Consider the following 15469-nt stretch of genomic DNA (forward strand, 5'->3'; position numbering starts at 1 on the left):
TCGCCCGGCCCGGCGGAGTAGCTACGCCCGCAGGGCCGTCCGCAGCTCCGCCACGTCGATCTGCTCCGTCTCGTCATGGGCCGTCAGGTCGATGACCTGGCCCACGCCCCGCGCCGCGTCGTCCTCGGACACGTCCTTGAACTCCGCCTCGGCCTCGGCCTTGTGGACGGCGAGGGCCTCCTCGCCCACCACGTCGGCGAGGTCCTCGTTCTGCACGGCCTCCAGCGCCGCGGGCGCCGGGCCCTTCGTGCCGAAGAAGTCGAATCCGCCCTGGGGCACCGGGCGTCGCGCGTGCGCGGGCGGCGCGACGGCGACCGCGCGCTCGTGCCCGCCGTACCCATCGGCCGCCCCGGGCTTCCCCCGCGACTCGTCCTCCGCTTCCGTCCCGGCCGCGACCGCCGCTTGCCGGGCCTGCGGAACTCGCGGGGCCGGCGGGGCTTGTGGGGTCATGCGGTCGAGCGCCGCGTTGGCCCGCAGGAAGAGCGACGGCGTGGGGCTCGCACCCGGCCACGCGGAGGAGCGGGACATTCCGGCGTCCGCGGGGCTCTGCGTGTTCTCCGACTCGTCCGCGCGGGGCTCGTCCGCACGAGGCTCGTCCGCAGGCGAATTCTCCGTACGGGGCTTCTCCGTACGCGGATTGGCCGCCGGGGCCCCGGCCCGCACCGCGGGCACCAGGTCCTCGGCGCCGGTACCCGCGTCCGCGGCCGGCAGCGCGGGCGCCGAGGACGACGCCTCTATGGCGAGCAGCCGGCGCCCTTCGAGGGCGCTGGCCCGCTCGGTCTCCGCGGTGGCGTACCGCCGCAGGAGCGCGGCGTGTTCGTTGCGCAGGGCGGCCAGCTCGGAGCGCTTGGCGCGCAGCTTGTTCTCCAGCTTGCCCCGCAGCTCGCGGGACTCCTCGAGGTCGGACTCGGCCTCGGCTATCCGCTCCTCGTAGCGCCACTCGTCGCTGGCGCGGGCCCGGCCGAGTTCGGCGACGCGTTTGCCTGCCGCCTGGTCCCAGCGGCGCATGACGACCGAGCCGACGACGGCGGCGGCGGCCGCGGCCGCGACGAGCCCGCGGAGCACGACCGGTTCCGCGAACATCCAGGCGCCGCCGGCGCAGAGAACCGATACGCCTGCGACCGTCGAGGGGGGAAGCAGCCTGTGCAGGGGTGGGGAATGGCGGTGACGTCCACGTGGCATGGCCAGAAACTTACCGCGCGTAGGCGAAGTCTGGTGCCCCGCCCACCAAAAAGCAGGTGCCACAACCGTAACTCGCCACAACTCCCCACCCCTCTCCCGCTTTGCTTCAGTGCTCAACTTCCGCTTCACCCGGGGAACTTCCCGAGCGAGTTCCCGGCGATTTCAAGATCAACTCACTCCGGGGAGGCCGGCGGATCAGATCAGGCCCTTCGACTCCAGATACTCCTTGGCGACATCGGCTTCCTTCTGACGCTCCTCGTCGACCTTCCGGTTGAGTTCGATGAGGTCTTCCGTCGTGAGCGTCTTCGTCAGCTTCCCGAGCGCGGCGGCTATCTCCTTGTCGCCCGCCTCCTCGGCGTTCACCACCGGAAGGATGTTGTCCGCGTTCTGCAGCTTCTTGTCGTCCTCCAGGATCACGAGGTCGAAGTTCTTCAGCGTCGCGTCGGTCGTCGTCGTCAGCACCAACTGGTCCGTGCCGTTCTTGACGGCCTGCTTGGACTGCGTGGTGCCGACGCCCTTGGGGTCGATTCCGGCGACGTCGATGCCGTACTTCTTCTTCAGACCCGGTGCGCAGAAGGGCCGCGTCTCGCATTCGTCGCCCGCCGCGATCCTGACCTTCTCGCCGGACTTGCCGAGATCCGAGAGCGTCTTGAGCTTGTGCTCATCGGCGTATTCCTTGGAGACCGCGAACGCGTTCTGGTCGACCGCCTTGCCGGCCGGAAGCACCTTCAGGCCCTGCGGCTTCGCGAGCTTCTCCAGGGCACTCACCGTGGTGTCGAGATCACTGGAGGCGACGGGCTCCGCCTTGGGGCCGTTCTTCTCCAGGTTGAGGAATTCCGCGAGCGTCGCCGCGTATTCGGGCGCGATGTCGATCGTGCCCTTCTTCAGCTCCGGCTTGTAGATCTCGCGGTTCTGCACGGTCTTGACCTGCGCGTCATAACCGGCGCCCTCCAGGACACCCGCATAGAGCTCGGCGAGAACCTTCTGCTCGGTGAACCGGGCGGAACCCACCACGAGCGAGCCCTTCTTGCCGCCGCCCGCCTTGTCCGACCCCTTGCCGTCGTCCTCCAGGCTGTCCCCGCCGCACGCGGCGAGCCCCGCGGTCAGCGCCACGACGACCGCGGCCGCCCCTGCCATCCGTCGCGCGCGACGCGTTGTGCTGTTCATTCGGTGAACCACCATTTCGAAAGGAAGGAATCAGATCTCACGGCGCCGCATCGGGTCGAAGACCCGCCCCGCCACCACGAGCACGCCCTCCACGAGCAGCGCGAGCAGCGCCACGAGGACGGCGCCCGCGACCACTTGGGGCGTGTTCTGCAGGTTGAACCCGGCCGTGATGATCCGGCCGAGGCCGCCCTCGCCCGCCATCGCGGCGAGCGTGGCCGTCGCGACGACCTGCACGCCGGCGGACCGGACACCCGTCATGATCAGCGGGTACGCGAGCGGCAGCTCGACCCGCGCGAACAACTGGCCGCCGCTCATGCCCATCCCGCGCGCGGCCTCCACCACCGCCCTGTCCACCTCGCGCATGCCGAGGTAGGCGTTGGTCAGCAGCGGCGGCACCGCGAACAGCACCAGGGCGATCAGCGTCGGCGCGTCACCCCGCTCGCCGAGCGGGGTGAGCGTGAGCAGGATCAGCAGGGCCAGGGTGGGCACCGCCCGGCCGACGTTGGAGATGTTGACCGCGAGCGCGCCGCCCTTGCCGATGTGGCCGAGGTAGAGCGCGAGGGGCAGTGCGATCACGCAGGCGACGGCGAGACAGACCCCGCTGAAGTACAGGTGCTCGGCGAGGCGGTGCCACACCCCCTTCTCGCCCTGCCAGTTGGCGCCCGTGGTCAGCCAGTCGTACGCACCGGTGATCGCGTTCATGCAGGTTCAGCCACCTTGGCCACGGCCGCCTTGCGCGACGCACGGTTCGTCCGTATCCGATGGACTCTCGTCCAGGGGGTCAACCACCGCTGGAGGCCCAGGAGCAGCAGGTCGGCGACGACGGCGAGGAGTACGCACAGGAGCGACGCGGTGAGCACCTGGGCCCGGAAGGTCGTGTCGAGGCCGTCGAGGATGAGGGTTCCAAGACCTCCGTAGTCCACGATGGCGCCGACGGTGGTCAGCGCGACCGTGGAGACCGTGGTGATGCGGACGCCGGCCAGCAACGCGGGCAGCGCGAGCGGCAGCTCCACCTCCCACAGGAGTCTCAACGGGCCGTACCCCATCCCCTTGGCGGCGTCTCTGGCCTCCTCGGGGACGGCCTGGAGGCCGGCCAGGATGTTCCGCACGAGGACCGTGAGGGAGTACAGCACGAGGCCGGTGACGACCAGCGAGACCGAGAGCCCGAAGAAGGGCAGGAGCAGCGAGAACATCGCCAGCGAGGGGACCGAGTAGAGCACGGTCGTCACGCCGAGGATCGGTCCCGCGAGGAAGCGCAGGCGCCGCGCGAGCAGCGCGAGCGGCAGGGACACCGCGACGCCTATCGCCACGGCGGCGACCGTGATCCCGACGTGCTGAAGGGTCGCGTCGATCAACTCCTGGCTGCGGGTGCGGAGATATTCCCCGCAGATCCAGTCGTTCGTCACCAGACAGTTCTGCTCGGCCACGCGCCCCACCTCCCCCGAATCCCCGGACGTATGCCGCACACACGTCCCCCCGTGTCTGGCGACCCTAACGCGAGGCACTGACAATCGCCGAGACTCGTTGTATTGCCGCAACATGGCCTTCACGCAAAGCCCGCCACCGCCCTCCACAATGGGGAACCATGATCCGGTTCGAGCACGTCACCAAGCGCTACGCGGACGGCACCACAGCCGTCGACGATCTGTCCTTCGAGGTCGCCGAGGGTGAACTGGTCACGCTCGTCGGCCCGTCGGGCTGCGGCAAGACGACGACGATGAAAATGGTGAACCGGCTCATCGAGCCCAGCGAGGGGCGGATATTCGTCGACGGCGACGACATATCCGGAATCGATCCGGTCCAACTCCGGCGCCGTATCGGCTATGTCATCCAGCAGGTCGGCCTCTTCCCGCACAAAACAGTGATCGAGAACACGGCGACCGTCCCGCATCTCCTCGGCGTCAAGCGCGGCAAGGCCCGCGAGCGCGCCGCCGAACTCCTCGACCTGGTCGGCCTCGACCCCGCCGTCTTCGGCGACCGCTATCCCGAACAGCTCTCCGGCGGCCAGCGCCAGCGCGTCGGCGTGGCCCGCGCCCTCGCGGCCGATCCGCCGGTGCTCCTGATGGACGAGCCGTTCGGCGCGGTCGATCCCGTGGTGCGCGAGCACCTGCAGAACGAGTTCCTCCGCCTCCAGCAGGCGGTGCGCAAGACCGTGCTCTTCGTCACGCACGACATCGAGGAGGCGGTCCGCCTCGGCGACCGCATCGCCGTCTACGGCCACGGCCGCATCGAGCAGTTCGACACCCCCTCGACGGTCCTCGGCGCCCCCGCGACCGCCTACGTGGCCGACTTCGTCGGCGCGGACCGCGGCCTGAAGCGTCTGTCGGTGACCCCGATCGAGGAGGGCGACCTGGAACAGCCCCCCGTGGTGCACCTCGACGACCCGTTGCCCAAGGAGCTCGACGCCCGCTGGGCCGTCGTCCTGGACGGCGACAACAACCTGCACGGCTGGATCTCCGCCGAGCACGCGCGCGTGGGCAGCGGAACGGTCCGCGAGCACGCCCGCCGCATGGAGGCGTGGCTGCCGGTCGGCGCGAGCCTCAAGCAGGCGTTCGCGACGATGCTGCAGCACGACGCGGGCTGGATCGCGGTCATCGACAAGGACAGCGAGGGCCGCTTCCTTGGCGTGCTGACCCCGGCCCGGCTGCACGAGGCGCTGCGCCGCTCCACGGCGGCGGACGCGCGCGACATCACGCGCGAAGAGGTCGAGTTGGAGACGGTCACGGCCATCGGCGCGCCCTGAGCGCCATCGGCCCGCCGCCGAGCAGTGCTCAGTTGTCGCTCAGCCGCCCGCTGATCCACTGCAGCGTGGCGGGGATCTCCCTGCGCCAGGTATTGAAGTTGTGCCCACCGCTGTCGAGCGTGATGGACGAGACGCGCGTGGGCGACTTCACCTTGTCGATGAACTTCAAGGTGTCGTGGTAGTTGTCCTCGCCCTGCTTGCTGCTGGTCACCAGGAGGGACGTCTTGGGCGCCGGCATGTGGTCGAGGTACCACATCAGGTCGGCGCGGCGCTCCAACTCCTTGTCGCCGTGGAAGAGATCACCGGTGGTGACGTCGATCGGCGCCTTGTAGTACGCGGAAAGGCCCGCTCCCGCGCCGTACTTGTCGGGGTGGTGCATAGCGAGCTTCAGGGCGCAGTAGCCGCCCGTGGAGTCGCCGATGATGCCCCAGTTCTCGGCCTTGGTGCCCACCCTGTAGTGCTGCGATATCGCGCCCGGCAGGTCCTTGGCGAAGAAGGTCTCGGTCTGCGGGCCGCCGGGGATGTCCACGCACTCGGTGTCGCGCGGCGGCGCCACGGTGGGCCGCATCATGATCAGGATCATCGGCTGCATCTTGCCCTCGGCGGCCTGCCGGTGGGCGGTCTGCGGGTAGTGCAGGCCCTTGATGAGCGCCTCCGCGGTGCCCGGGTAGCCGGTGAGCACCACGGACGCGGGGAACTTGCGGTTCTTGTACTGCGGCTGGAAGTACTCGGGCGGCAGGTAGACGTAGGCGGGGCTGCCTATTTTCGACTCCTTTCCGCCGACCTCGATCTTCTGGATCTGGCCGCCGGTGGCGGGCCTGCCGCCGCCGGGCACGTTCACGGTCTGGGTGTCGACGACCTTGACGGGCCCTGATGCTCCTTTGGCCGGATCGTGGTCCACCACCACTCCGGGGGCGGTCTCCTGGCCGAAGAGGTCGGCCCACGTGGCGTAGAAGCCGAAGGCCTGGTTGGTGGCGAGACCCACCGAGGCGAAGATCGCTATCTGGGTGGCGATGAGCAGCCCTATGCGGCCCGTGATCGCCTTCCAGCTGCGTCGGGCGAGCCGCGGCCAGAGCCAGATGGTGCCGACGAAGAGCAGTACGGCCAGCAAGACCGCAAGGGCGAGGACCTTGTTGCTCGTGAGTCCCATGGGGTTTTCCTGCCTGCGCTTTCTACCTTTGCCGGGGGTTGCCGCGGCTTCTGTCGTGGCCGGGGGTCGCCGCGGCTCTGTCTTCGCCGGGGTTCGCCGCGGCGTGACCCGGCCCGGACCGGAGCCTCGCCGGCCTGGGGCCGGCGGCCTTGGCTGAGCTTTTCCAGCCGTTTCCGGTCGGGAATGAACCCGCACCCCTGAAGGACCGTCCTAGAGGGCGCAATGGTGCCGGATGCCGCTTTGGCACCGGATTAAAGCTCTCTCGCAGAACTACGGGATGCGATGTCTGTCAGGATAGATGGGGAAATGTCGGGTGGGGTTCCGGACAGTGAGGACCGCCACGGTGGCAGGATCCGCCGGGTGCTGCGCGGGCCGCGCCCCGAGACCGTACCGACCCTCGTCGCCAGAGCCTGCACCCTCGTCGGCCTGCTGAACGTAGCGGCAGGCGTGTTCCCCCGCTTCCGGCACAGCCGCATGCACGCCATCGCCGAGGTCCTGCCGGGCGCGCTCGGCCCCTTCGCGGCCGCCCTCGCGCTCAGCTCGGGCATCCTGCTGCTCCTGCTCGCGCACGGCCTGCGCCGCCACAAGCGGCGGGCCTGGCGGGCCGCCGTGGTGCTGCTGCCCGCGGGTGCCGTGGCGCAGTTCGCGTACCGGCACTCGATCATCGGCGTCGTGATCTCCCTCGCGCTTCTGGCGCTCCTGTTGCGCCATCGGAGTGAGTTCACCGCGCTGCCCGATCCGCGCAGCCGCTGGCGTGCGCTGGCCAACTTCGTCCTCCTCGGAGCCGGTTCGATCGTCCTGGGCCTGGTGATCGTCAGCGTCCACCCCGGGAAGGTCATCGGGGACCCGAGCATCACGGAGCGCCTGCAGCACGTCCTGTACGGACTCTTCGGCTTCGAAGGGCCCGTCGACTACTACGGACGCACATCCTGGACGGTCGGTTTCTCCCTGGGCGCCCTCGGCATGCTGACCGCCCTCACCACCATTTACCTGGCCTTCCGCCCCGAGCACCCCGCCGCGCGCCTCACCGAGGACGACGAGACCAAGCTGCGCGCGCTGCTCGACAAGCACGGCGGCCGCGACTCGCTCGGCCACTTCGCGCTCCGCCGCGACAAGGGCGTCGTCTTCTCCCCCAGTGGCAAGGCCGCCGTCACCTACCGCGTCGTCTCCGGAGTGATGCTCGCCAGCGGTGACCCGATCGGCGACGTCGAGGCCTGGCCCGGCGCGATCGAGCGCTTCATGGACGAGGCCAAGCTCCACTCCTGGACGCCCGCCGTCATGGGCTGCTCCGAGACGGGCGGCGAGGTCTGGACCCGCGAGACCGGCCTCGACGCCCTCGAACTGGGCGACGAGGCGGTGGTGGACGTCGCGGATTTCTCCCTGTCCGGGCGTGCGATGCGCAACGTACGCCAGATGGTCAAGCGGATCGAGCGCAATGGCTACGAGACGCGCGTGCGGCGCATCCGTGACCTCGGTGAGCAGGAGCTCGCCAGGATCCAGCGCGCCGCGGACGACTGGCGCGGCACCGACACCGAGCGCGGCTTCTCCATGGCGCTCGGCCGCATCGGCGACCCGAACGACGGCGACTGTCTGATCGCCACCGCCCACAAGGCCGACGAGGAGCCGGGTGCCTACGGAGACCTGAAGGCCGTCCTGCACTTCGTCCCGTGGGGCAAGGACGGCGTCTCCCTGGACCTCATGCGCCGCGACCGCTCGGCCGACCCCGGCATGAACGAGCTGCTCATCGTCGCCGCCCTGCAGGCCGCCCCGAAGCTCGGCATCGCGCGCGTGTCCCTCAACTTCGCGATGTTCCGCGCGGCCCTCGCCCGCGGCGAGAAGATCGGCGCGGGCCCGGTCCTGCGCGCCTGGCGCGGCCTGCTCGTCTTCCTGTCCCGCTGGTTCCAGATCGAGTCCCTGTACAAGTTCAACGCGAAGTTCCGCCCCCGCTGGGAGCCCCGCTTCGTCGTCTACCGCTCCAGCAAGGACCTGCCCCGCATCGGCTTCGCCGCCATGCAGGCCGAGGGCTTCGTCACGCTGGCGCTGCCGCGCTTCCTGCGCAAGGGCGCCCCCCAGCGCCGTCCCTGCCCGCACCAGCCGGCCGAGCGCGAGGTCCAGGCGGCGTAACAGCGCCTCTTTCAGGCCTACGCTGGAGGCATGAGTACGTTGCGCGGGCGGGGATCGGTCCAGGGGCTGCCGGAGTGGGACCGCTGTGCGGTCATGGGCGTCGTGAACGTGACGCCGGACTCCTTCTCCGACGGCGGCCGCTGGTTCGACACGACGGCCGCCGTCAAGCACGGCCTCGACCTGGTCGCCCAGGGCGCCGACCTCGTCGACGTCGGCGGCGAGTCGACCCGGCCCGGCGCCCCGCGCGTGGACGAGGACGAGGAACTCAAGCGCGTCATCCCCGTCGTGCGGGGCCTGGCCGCCGAGGGCGCCACGGTCTCCGTGGACACCATGCGCGCCACCGTCGCCGAGCAGGCCCTGGCGGCCGGCGCCGTCCTCGTCAACGACGTCAGCGGCGGCCTCGCCGACCCCCGCATGGTCCCGGCGGTCGCCGCCGCGGGCGCGCCCTTCGTGGTCATGCACTGGCGCGGCTTCCTCACCGACATCCACGTCAAGCCGCACTACGAGGACGTGGTCTCCGAAGTCGTCGACGAGCTCCACGCACGCGTGCAGGCCGCCATCGAGGGCGGCATCGCCCCCGAGCGCATCGTCGTCGACCCCGGCCTCGGCTTCTCCAAGGAGGCCGAGCACGACCTGGCGCTCCTCGCCCGCCTCGACCGGCTGCGCGAGCTCGGCCACCCGATCCTGGTCGCAGCCTCCCGCAAGCGGTTCCTCGGCCGGGTCCTCGCGGGACCCGAGGGCGCCCCGCCGCCCGCCCGCGAGCGCGACGCCGCCACCGCCGCCGTCTCCGCCATCGCCGCCCACCAGGGCGCCTGGGCGGTCCGCGTGCACGAGGTGCGGGCGACGGCCGACGCGGTCCGTGTCGCCCAGGCCGTGACGGACGCCGCGGGCGGCCACCGGTGACCGAGGCCAGGACCGACGTCGAGCAGGTCGAGCTCGCCAACACCGCCTTCTACGAAGCACTGGAACGCGGTGACTTCGACCAGGTGTCCGATCTGTGGATGGACTCCGAGGACACCGCCGCCGACAACGAGGGCGAGGGCGAGGACGCCACGGGCGACGCGATCTCCTGCGTCCACCCCGGCTGGCCGGTCCTCACCGGCCGCGGCGAGGTCCTCAGGTCGTACGCACTGATCATGGCCAATACGGAGTACATCCAGTTCTTCCTGACCGACCTGAAGGTCGGCGTGGCCGGCGACACGGCCCTCGTGACGTGCACCGAGAACATCCTCAGCGGCGGCCCGCCCCCCGAGGGCGGCGGCGAGCTGGGCCCGCTCGTGGGCCAGCTCGTGGTCGCCACGAATGTGTTCCGCCGCACATCCGAGGGATGGAAGCTGTGGTCGCACCACGCGTCACCCGTGCTTGCCGAAACCGACGACGACGAGGGCGACGGGACACCCTCCTGAGTGGGTAGGCCCTGGGAAGTGGTTGGGATCACGGGCCGCCGGGTATGGGCGGCTACCAGCCAGGAGCCGCAGCGCGAACGCGGTTCGACCGGCGTGCGCCGCGGTGGTCGACAGGCCCCGCGGGCGAGCGCTGTCAGTGCTCGCAGGTAGATTCGATTGAGGCTGGTGTGCCGACCGCACTCGGTGCAGGCCTGCCGATACCGACGATTGCAGGAGTGATTCGCGTGGATCGTGTCGCGCTGCGCGGCCTCAAGGCCCGCGGGCACCACGGTGTCTATCCGCGGGAGCGCGAAGAGGGCCAGACCTTCATCGTGGACCTGGTGCTTGGTCTGGACACGCGAGCGGCCGCGGCCGACGACGACCTGGCGAAGACCGTGCACTACGGGATCGTGGCCGAGGAGGTCGTGGGCGTCGTCGAGGGCGAGCCCGTCGACCTGATCGAGACGCTCGCCGAGCGCATCGCCCAGACGTGTCTGAAGCACGACGGAGTCCTGGAGGTCGAGGTGTGCGTGCACAAGCCGGACGCCCCGATCACCGTCCCCTTCGACGATGTGACCGTCACCATCACCCGGAGCCGAGTATGACTGCGCCCTTCAAAGCGGGTCAGAGCGACCCGACCGTCCAGCCGGTGCCCACCTCCGTGGTCGAACAGGTGGATGCCGCGGACACGACCCTGTCCAACCCCAAGCGCGCCGTGATCTCCCTCGGCAGCAATCTCGGCAACCGCCTGGAGACGCTGCAGGGCGCCATCGACGCCCTGGAGGACACCCCCGGCCTGCGGGTCAAGGCCGTCTCTCCGGTGTACGAGACGGAGCCGTGGGGCGTGGCCCCCGGCTCCCAGCCCTCGTACTTCAACGCGGTCGTCGTGGTGAAGACGACCCTCCCGCCCTCCTCGCTCCTGGAGCGCGCGCAGGCGGTCGAGGAGGCCTTCCACCGCGTCCGCGACGAGCGCTGGGGCCCGCGCACGATCGACGTGGACATCGTGGCGTACGCCGACGTGGTCTCCGACGACCCGGCGCTCACCCTGCCCCACCCGCGCGCGCACGAGCGTGCCTTCGTCCTCGCCCCCTGGCACGACGTCGAGCCCGAGGCCCAGCTGACCGGTCGCGGCCCGGTGGCGCAGCTGCTCGACGCGGTCACCCGTGACGGCGTCGCTCCCCGCGCGGACCTGGAACTCCGGCTGCCGGAGTAGTCGTTGGAGAAGGCGGTCGAGGAAAGCAAGCCGATGAAGGGTCACCCGTGAAGCAACTGCGCATCAGGACGCTGGTCGGCCTTTTCCTCGCGGCCGGAGTGCTGTCCTGGTCGGGCGCCCGGCTGTGGGACTCCGTCGGCACGCTGCCGCGGGTTCCGCTGGCCGCCCCGATCGTGCTCGCGGTCATCGCCGTCGTCCTGCTCTCGACGGCGCTCTCGCTGCGCTCGCGCCTGCGCGCCCAGCGCGAGCGCCGCCCCGGCGCGAAGGGCGTCGAGCCGATGATGGCGGCCCGCGCCGTCGTGTTCGGCCAGGCCAGCGCCCTCGTGGCGGCCCTCGTCGCCGGGATGTACGGCGGCACGGGCGCGTTCCTCCTGGAGTTCCTCGACGTCCCCGCCCGCCGCGACCAGGCGATCTACGCCGGCCTCTCGGTCCTGATGGGCATCGCGGTGATAGCGGCCGCCTTCTTCATGGAACGCGTCTGCAGGCTCCCTGAGGACGACGACGAGAGCGGCGGGGCGGCCTCGGCGGCATAGGGCCACCGTCGCCTCCAGGCGTCACCACTGCTGCCGGACCAGGTGACCGTTCACCAGGAAACTGGGCTGCGGGTCGAGCCGGAACGCATAGAGGGTGAACGGCTTGTCTCCGCCAGTGCGCCGACGTACTTCTTGGATCTGGGCCCAGGAAGACTCCCGCAGCTCGATCGGGTGCCTCTCAGGCGTGAACGTGCCTCGGAGGGGCCAGCTGTCGGCCACGATGAGCTTCGACGCCCGACCATCGGTTCGAGCCGTGAACCTGGCGCCGACGACGTGGGCGAGTTCCCTGAGAAAGGGCACATTCGCGCTGACAAGCGCCCGAGCGGGCCACCGCTTGATGCGAAACCCGTCGCCGTCCATGTAACCGTCCAGGAAGCCCTGAAAGGTCTGCTCGCTATGGAGCACCACCCGCGGGAATCTCTGCCGCATGTGATGGGCGTCGCCGCCCACGTACTGCCTCATCAAGTCCGCCAGGTAGGACGAGACCACGCGGACCCGGTAGCCGGACACCTGGCGCCTCAGGTAGCCAGAGGGGCGTGTGACAGGTTCAAGCTCAGCACTCAAGCCAGTGGCGGTGGTCAGGCACCGTGCGTATCGCTCGGCGAACCACTCGTCGTTCACCACCAATGAGACGTAGTTGGTTCCGACGGTGCCGTCCGAGCACGTCGCACCGATCAGATACCCCCAGTCGTAACCCGCCCGAATCGCCGGGCGAAGTCGGCACAGCTTGCGCGCGGGGGTCCACGCGACCACCGTCCCTGCAGCGTCTCGCGCGTGAACCCATCCGTCGGGTGTTCCCAGCATCTGGTCCGCCGCCACCGTCAGCGTCACACTGTCGGTCACGACGTCCACGACTTCGCGCGTCTTGGCCGTTGCCACATCTGTGACAGCCGTCTGAACCGTGCGCTCGCCATCCAGCGTCCAGAGCCTGTGGCCCACCTGAACGTCTCGTGCGCGCCTACGCCCGCCCACAGCGTTGACCGTCTGGTTGCTGGGCAGCCCGTACCCCATCGCGATCCCCTTTGATCAGCGGTCAACTCCACTGATCCGGGACCGTATAGAGCACCACTGACAATGGTGCTATCGCGCCATGATCAGACTCATCGCCTCATTGCGCGTCGCGGGGTCCCGCAGCTGGCCGCGGACCGCCGAGGTGATCGTCTTGGCACCGGGCTTGCGGATGCCGCGCATGGACATGCACATGTGCTCGCACTCCACGACGACGATGACTCCCCTCGGTTCCAAGATTTCCATCAGCGAGTCCGCGATCTGCGTCGTCATCCGCTCCTGCACCTGTGGACGGCGGGCGTAGACGTCCACGAGCCGAGCGAGCTTGGACAGCCCGGTGATCTTGCCGCTGGTGGACGGGATGTACCCGACGTGAGCAACGCCCCTGAACGGGACCAGGTGATGTTCGCAGCACGATGTGACCTCGATGTCCTTCACCAGGACCATCTCGTCGTGCCCCAGGTCGAACGTCGTCGTCAGGACGTCCTCGGGCTTCTGCCACAGGCCCGCGAATATCTCCCGGTACGCCCGTGCGACGCGTGCCGGGGTCTCCAGGAGGCCTTCCCGGTCCGGGTCCTCCCCCACGGCGATCAGCAGCTCACGCACGGCGTTCTCGGCACGCTTCTCGTCGAACTCGCCGATCGAGCCCTCGCCGTCCAGCGTCACCGGGTCGGTCATCTCTTGCCTCGTTCCTGTGCGTCTCGCGCGGGCGTACGAAAATGCCGCGTCCCCCAGGCTAGAACCTGGGGGACGCGGCATCCATTCCGGGCCTGACGAGGCGGACGGGGTCAGCTCTCGGGGCGGTCCTCCGGGGCCACCTCGAGGGGCTGCTCCGTGCCCGCGGTGACCGCGGGGGTGGCGCCGTTCGCACCGTTCGTCAGCGACAGCTCCTTGGGGGAGAGCACCGGCGGGCGGGTCGAGGGCGTACGCCGCGAGGAGCCGGTCCACGCCGGGCGGGCCGGGCGCTTCACGATTCCGGCGAAGATCTCGGCGATCTGCTCCTTGCCGAGGGTCTCCTTCTCGAGGAGCTGGAGAACCAGGTTGTCGAGGATGTCGCGGTTCTCGACGAGGATCTCCCACGCTTCGTTGTGCGCGGTCTCGATGAGCTTCTTGACCTCTTCGTCGACCAGCGCGGCGACCTCTTCCGAGTAGTCCCGCTGGTGCGCCATCTCGCGCCCGAGGAACGGCTCGGTGTTGTCGCCGCCGAACTTGATCGCGCCGAGACGCTCGGTCATGCCGTACTGCGTGACCATCGCGCGAGCGGTGGCCGTGGCCTTCTCGATGTCGTTCGCCGCGCCCGTGGTCGGGTCGTGGAAGACGAGCTCCTCGGCCGCGCGCCCGCCCAGCATGTATGCCAGCTGGTCGAGCATTTCGTTGCGCGTGGTGGAGTACTTGTCCTCTTCGGGCAGGACCATGGTGTAGCCCAGGGCCCGGCCGCGGGACAGGATCGTGATCTTGTGGACCGGGTCCGAGTTCGGCGAGGCCGCCGCGACCAGGGCGTGCCCGCCCTCGTGGTACGCGGTGATCTTCTTTTCCTTGTCGGACATGATCCGGGTCCGCTTCTGCGGGCCCGCCACGACGCGGTCGATCGCCTCGTCGAGCATCAGATTGTCGATCAGCTTCTTGTCGCTGCGGGCGGTGAGCAGCGCGGCCTCGTTGAGGACGTTGCTCAGGTCCGCGCCGGTGAAGCCCGGCGTACGGCGGGCGACCGCCGAGAGGTCGACGTCCGGGGCGACCGGCTTGCCCTTCTGGTGAACCTTGAGGATCTCCAGACGGCCCTGCATGTCCGGGCGGTCGACGGCGATCTGCCGGTCGAAGCGGCCGGGGCGCAGCAGCGCCGGGTCGAGGATGTCGGGCCGGTTCGTGGCGGCGATCAGGATGACGCCGCCCTTCACGTCGAAGCCGTCCATCTCGACGAGGAGCTGGTTCAGCGTCTGCTCGCGCTCGTCGTGACCACCGCCGAGACCGGCACCGCGGTGGCGACCCACCGCGTCGATCTCGTCGACGAAGACGATCGCCGGGGCGTTCGCCTTGGCCTGCTCGAAGAGGTCACGCACACGGGAGGCACCGACACCGACGAACATCTCGACGAAGTCGGAACCGGAGATCGAGTAGAACGGGACCCCTGCCTCACCGGCGACGGCGCGCGCGAGGAGCGTCTTGCCCGTACCGGGCGGGCCGTACAGCAGTACGCCCTTGGGGATCTTGGCGCCGACGGCCTGGAACTTCGCCGGCTCCTGGAGGAACTCCTTGATCTCGTGGAGCTCCTCGACGGCCTCGTCCGAACCCGCCACATCGGCGAAGGTCGTCTTCGGGGTGTCCTTGGTGATGAGCTTGGCCTTGGACTTCCCGAAGTTCATGACCCGGGAGCCGCCGCCCTGCATCTGGTTCATCAGGAACAGGAAGACGACGACGATGAGGACGAAGGGGAGAAGGGAGAGCAGGATGCCGACGAAGGGGTTCTGCTTCGACGGGGAGACGGTGTAACCGTCCGGAATGTCCTTGCTCTCGTACTTGGCCTGCAGAGACTTGGCGAGGTCGACGCCCTGGTCGCCGATGTAGCTCGCCTGGATCTTGCTGCTGCCCTTGACCTTCTGACCGTCCTTGAGCTCGACCTTGATGGTCTGCTCGTCACCGGTGGTGAGCTTGGCGGACTCCACCTGGTTCTTGTCGATCGCCTGGACGACCTGACCGGTGTCCACCGTCTTGTAGCCACCGGACGAGCCGACGACCTGCATCAACACGACCACGGCAAGGACGGCCAGCACGATCCACATGACTGGCCCACGGAAGTATCGCTTCACGTCCATCCATACGGAGCGATGACGCCCCGTCCCTCCTGCCATAGTGAGTTTGATAAAGACTGTTCTTCGGACGGTACCCCAGCATTGTGACCCGAAGCCGCACGGGACGGCTGGCAATCCCGCCTTCGCATGCTCCAACGCGGGGAAACGGGTGAGGGTT

15 protein-coding genes are annotated in these 15469 nt (G+C 69.5%); 7 read left to right on the forward strand and 8 right to left on the reverse strand.

What is annotated here, in order from left to right:
• Positions 1-21: 21 nt before the first annotated feature.
• From ACZ4D5_RS09065 to ACZ4D5_RS09080, 4 genes are all read right to left on the reverse strand, one after another.
• Positions 22-1083 (reverse strand): hypothetical protein, encoded by a 1062-nt coding sequence (locus ACZ4D5_RS09065; protein WP_467771700.1) that lies wholly within the window; start codon positions 1081-1083, stop codon positions 22-24.
• Positions 1084-1377: 294 nt separating this feature from the next.
• A complete protein-coding gene (locus ACZ4D5_RS09070) occupies positions 1378-2349 on the reverse strand; it encodes an ABC transporter substrate-binding protein (RefSeq protein WP_467771701.1) in 972 nt (323 codons plus the stop codon).
• Positions 2350-2379: 30 nt separating this feature from the next.
• Positions 2380-3051, reverse strand: coding sequence for an ABC transporter permease (locus ACZ4D5_RS09075; RefSeq protein WP_467771702.1), 672 nt, complete (start codon positions 3049-3051; stop codon positions 2380-2382).
• A complete protein-coding gene (locus ACZ4D5_RS09080) occupies positions 3048-3776 on the reverse strand; it encodes an ABC transporter permease (protein ID WP_467771703.1) in 729 nt (242 codons plus the stop codon). Before ACZ4D5_RS09080 ends, ACZ4D5_RS09075 begins: the two co-directional genes overlap by 4 nt.
• A gap of 158 nt (positions 3777-3934) precedes the next feature.
• Here ACZ4D5_RS09080 and ACZ4D5_RS09085 point away from each other — a divergent pair, with 158 nt between their 5' ends.
• Positions 3935-5092, forward strand: a complete 1158-nt coding sequence (locus tag ACZ4D5_RS09085; RefSeq protein ID WP_467771704.1) for an ABC transporter ATP-binding protein — start codon at positions 3935-3937, stop codon at positions 5090-5092.
• A 28-nt stretch (positions 5093-5120) separates the two neighbouring features.
• Here ACZ4D5_RS09085 and ACZ4D5_RS09090 read toward each other — a convergent pair whose 3' ends face one another.
• On the reverse strand, positions 5121-6242 hold the full coding sequence (locus tag ACZ4D5_RS09090) for an alpha/beta hydrolase (RefSeq protein ID WP_467771705.1): 1122 nt from the start codon (positions 6240-6242) through the stop codon (positions 5121-5123).
• 306 nt (positions 6243-6548) lie between these two features.
• Between ACZ4D5_RS09090 and ACZ4D5_RS09095 the strand changes: the two genes are divergently transcribed.
• The 6 genes from ACZ4D5_RS09095 (at position 6549) to ACZ4D5_RS09120 (ending at position 11497) form a co-directional block, all read left to right on the forward strand.
• Positions 6549-8366, forward strand: a complete 1818-nt coding sequence (locus ACZ4D5_RS09095; RefSeq protein ID WP_467771706.1) for a phosphatidylglycerol lysyltransferase domain-containing protein — start codon at positions 6549-6551, stop codon at positions 8364-8366.
• Between the two features lie 30 nt (positions 8367-8396).
• Positions 8397-9269 carry a dihydropteroate synthase gene (gene folP, locus ACZ4D5_RS09100; RefSeq protein WP_467771707.1) on the forward strand — a complete coding sequence of 291 codons (873 nt, stop codon included), beginning with the start codon at positions 8397-8399 and terminating at the stop codon, positions 9267-9269.
• Positions 9266-9772 carry a nuclear transport factor 2 family protein gene (locus ACZ4D5_RS09105; protein ID WP_467771708.1) on the forward strand — a complete coding sequence of 169 codons (507 nt, stop codon included), beginning with the start codon at positions 9266-9268 and terminating at the stop codon, positions 9770-9772. The genes folP and ACZ4D5_RS09105 overlap by 4 nt, the downstream gene beginning before the upstream one ends.
• A 224-nt stretch (positions 9773-9996) precedes the next feature.
• A complete protein-coding gene (folB, locus tag ACZ4D5_RS09110) occupies positions 9997-10356 on the forward strand; it encodes a dihydroneopterin aldolase (protein ID WP_362330215.1) in 360 nt (119 codons plus the stop codon).
• Positions 10353-10964 carry a 2-amino-4-hydroxy-6-hydroxymethyldihydropteridine diphosphokinase gene (folK, locus tag ACZ4D5_RS09115; protein WP_467771709.1) on the forward strand — a complete coding sequence of 204 codons (612 nt, stop codon included), beginning with the start codon at positions 10353-10355 and terminating at the stop codon, positions 10962-10964. The genes folB and folK overlap by 4 nt, the downstream gene beginning before the upstream one ends.
• Positions 10965-11011: 47 nt before the next feature.
• On the forward strand, positions 11012-11497 hold the full coding sequence (locus ACZ4D5_RS09120) for a DUF3180 domain-containing protein (RefSeq protein ID WP_467771710.1): 486 nt from the start codon (positions 11012-11014) through the stop codon (positions 11495-11497).
• Between the two features lie 21 nt (positions 11498-11518).
• Here the strand turns inward: ACZ4D5_RS09120 and ACZ4D5_RS09125 are convergent, their stop codons facing one another.
• The 3 genes from ACZ4D5_RS09125 to ftsH form a co-directional block, all read right to left on the reverse strand.
• Entirely contained in the window at positions 11519-12508 is a 990-nt protein-coding gene (locus ACZ4D5_RS09125) for a hypothetical protein (protein ID WP_467771711.1), read from the reverse strand.
• Between the two features lie 69 nt (positions 12509-12577).
• Positions 12578-13183, reverse strand: a complete 606-nt coding sequence (folE, locus tag ACZ4D5_RS09130) for a GTP cyclohydrolase I FolE (protein WP_467771712.1) — start codon at positions 13181-13183, stop codon at positions 12578-12580.
• A gap of 110 nt (positions 13184-13293) precedes the next feature.
• The gene (ftsH, locus tag ACZ4D5_RS09135) at positions 13294-15315 is read right to left on the reverse strand and encodes an ATP-dependent zinc metalloprotease FtsH (protein ID WP_467771713.1); all 2022 of its coding nucleotides are present in this window, start codon (positions 15313-15315) and stop codon (positions 13294-13296) included.
• Between the last annotated feature and the right edge of the window lie 154 nt (positions 15316-15469).

The sequence above is a fragment of the Streptomyces sp. NPDC025651 genome, assembly GCF_055558735.1.

Bases quoted from the DNA above. Each gene is read 5' to 3' on its own strand.
- ACZ4D5_RS09065 (WP_467771700.1), bottom strand. From the start codon at position 1,083: ATGTTCGCGGAACCGGTCGTGCTCCGCGGGCTCGTCGCGGCCGCGGCC.
- ACZ4D5_RS09070 (WP_467771701.1), bottom strand. From the start codon at position 2,349: ATGAACAGCACAACGCGTCGCGCGCGACGGATGGCAGGGGCGGCCGCG.
- ACZ4D5_RS09075 (WP_467771702.1), bottom strand. From the start codon at position 3,051: ATGAACGCGATCACCGGTGCGTACGACTGGCTGACCACGGGCGCCAAC.
- ACZ4D5_RS09085 (WP_467771704.1), top strand. From the start codon at position 3,935: ATGATCCGGTTCGAGCACGTCACCAAGCGCTACGCGGACGGCACCACA.
- ACZ4D5_RS09090 (WP_467771705.1), bottom strand. From the start codon at position 6,242: ATGGGACTCACGAGCAACAAGGTCCTCGCCCTTGCGGTCTTGCTGGCC.
- ACZ4D5_RS09095 (WP_467771706.1), top strand. From the start codon at position 6,549: ATGTCGGGTGGGGTTCCGGACAGTGAGGACCGCCACGGTGGCAGGATC.
- folP (WP_467771707.1), top strand. From the start codon at position 8,397: ATGAGTACGTTGCGCGGGCGGGGATCGGTCCAGGGGCTGCCGGAGTGG.
- folK (WP_467771709.1), top strand. From the start codon at position 10,353: ATGACTGCGCCCTTCAAAGCGGGTCAGAGCGACCCGACCGTCCAGCCG.
- ACZ4D5_RS09125 (WP_467771711.1), bottom strand. From the start codon at position 12,508: ATGGGGTACGGGCTGCCCAGCAACCAGACGGTCAACGCTGTGGGCGGG.
- folE (WP_467771712.1), bottom strand. From the start codon at position 13,183: ATGACCGACCCGGTGACGCTGGACGGCGAGGGCTCGATCGGCGAGTTC.
- ftsH (WP_467771713.1), bottom strand. From the start codon at position 15,315: ATGGACGTGAAGCGATACTTCCGTGGGCCAGTCATGTGGATCGTGCTG.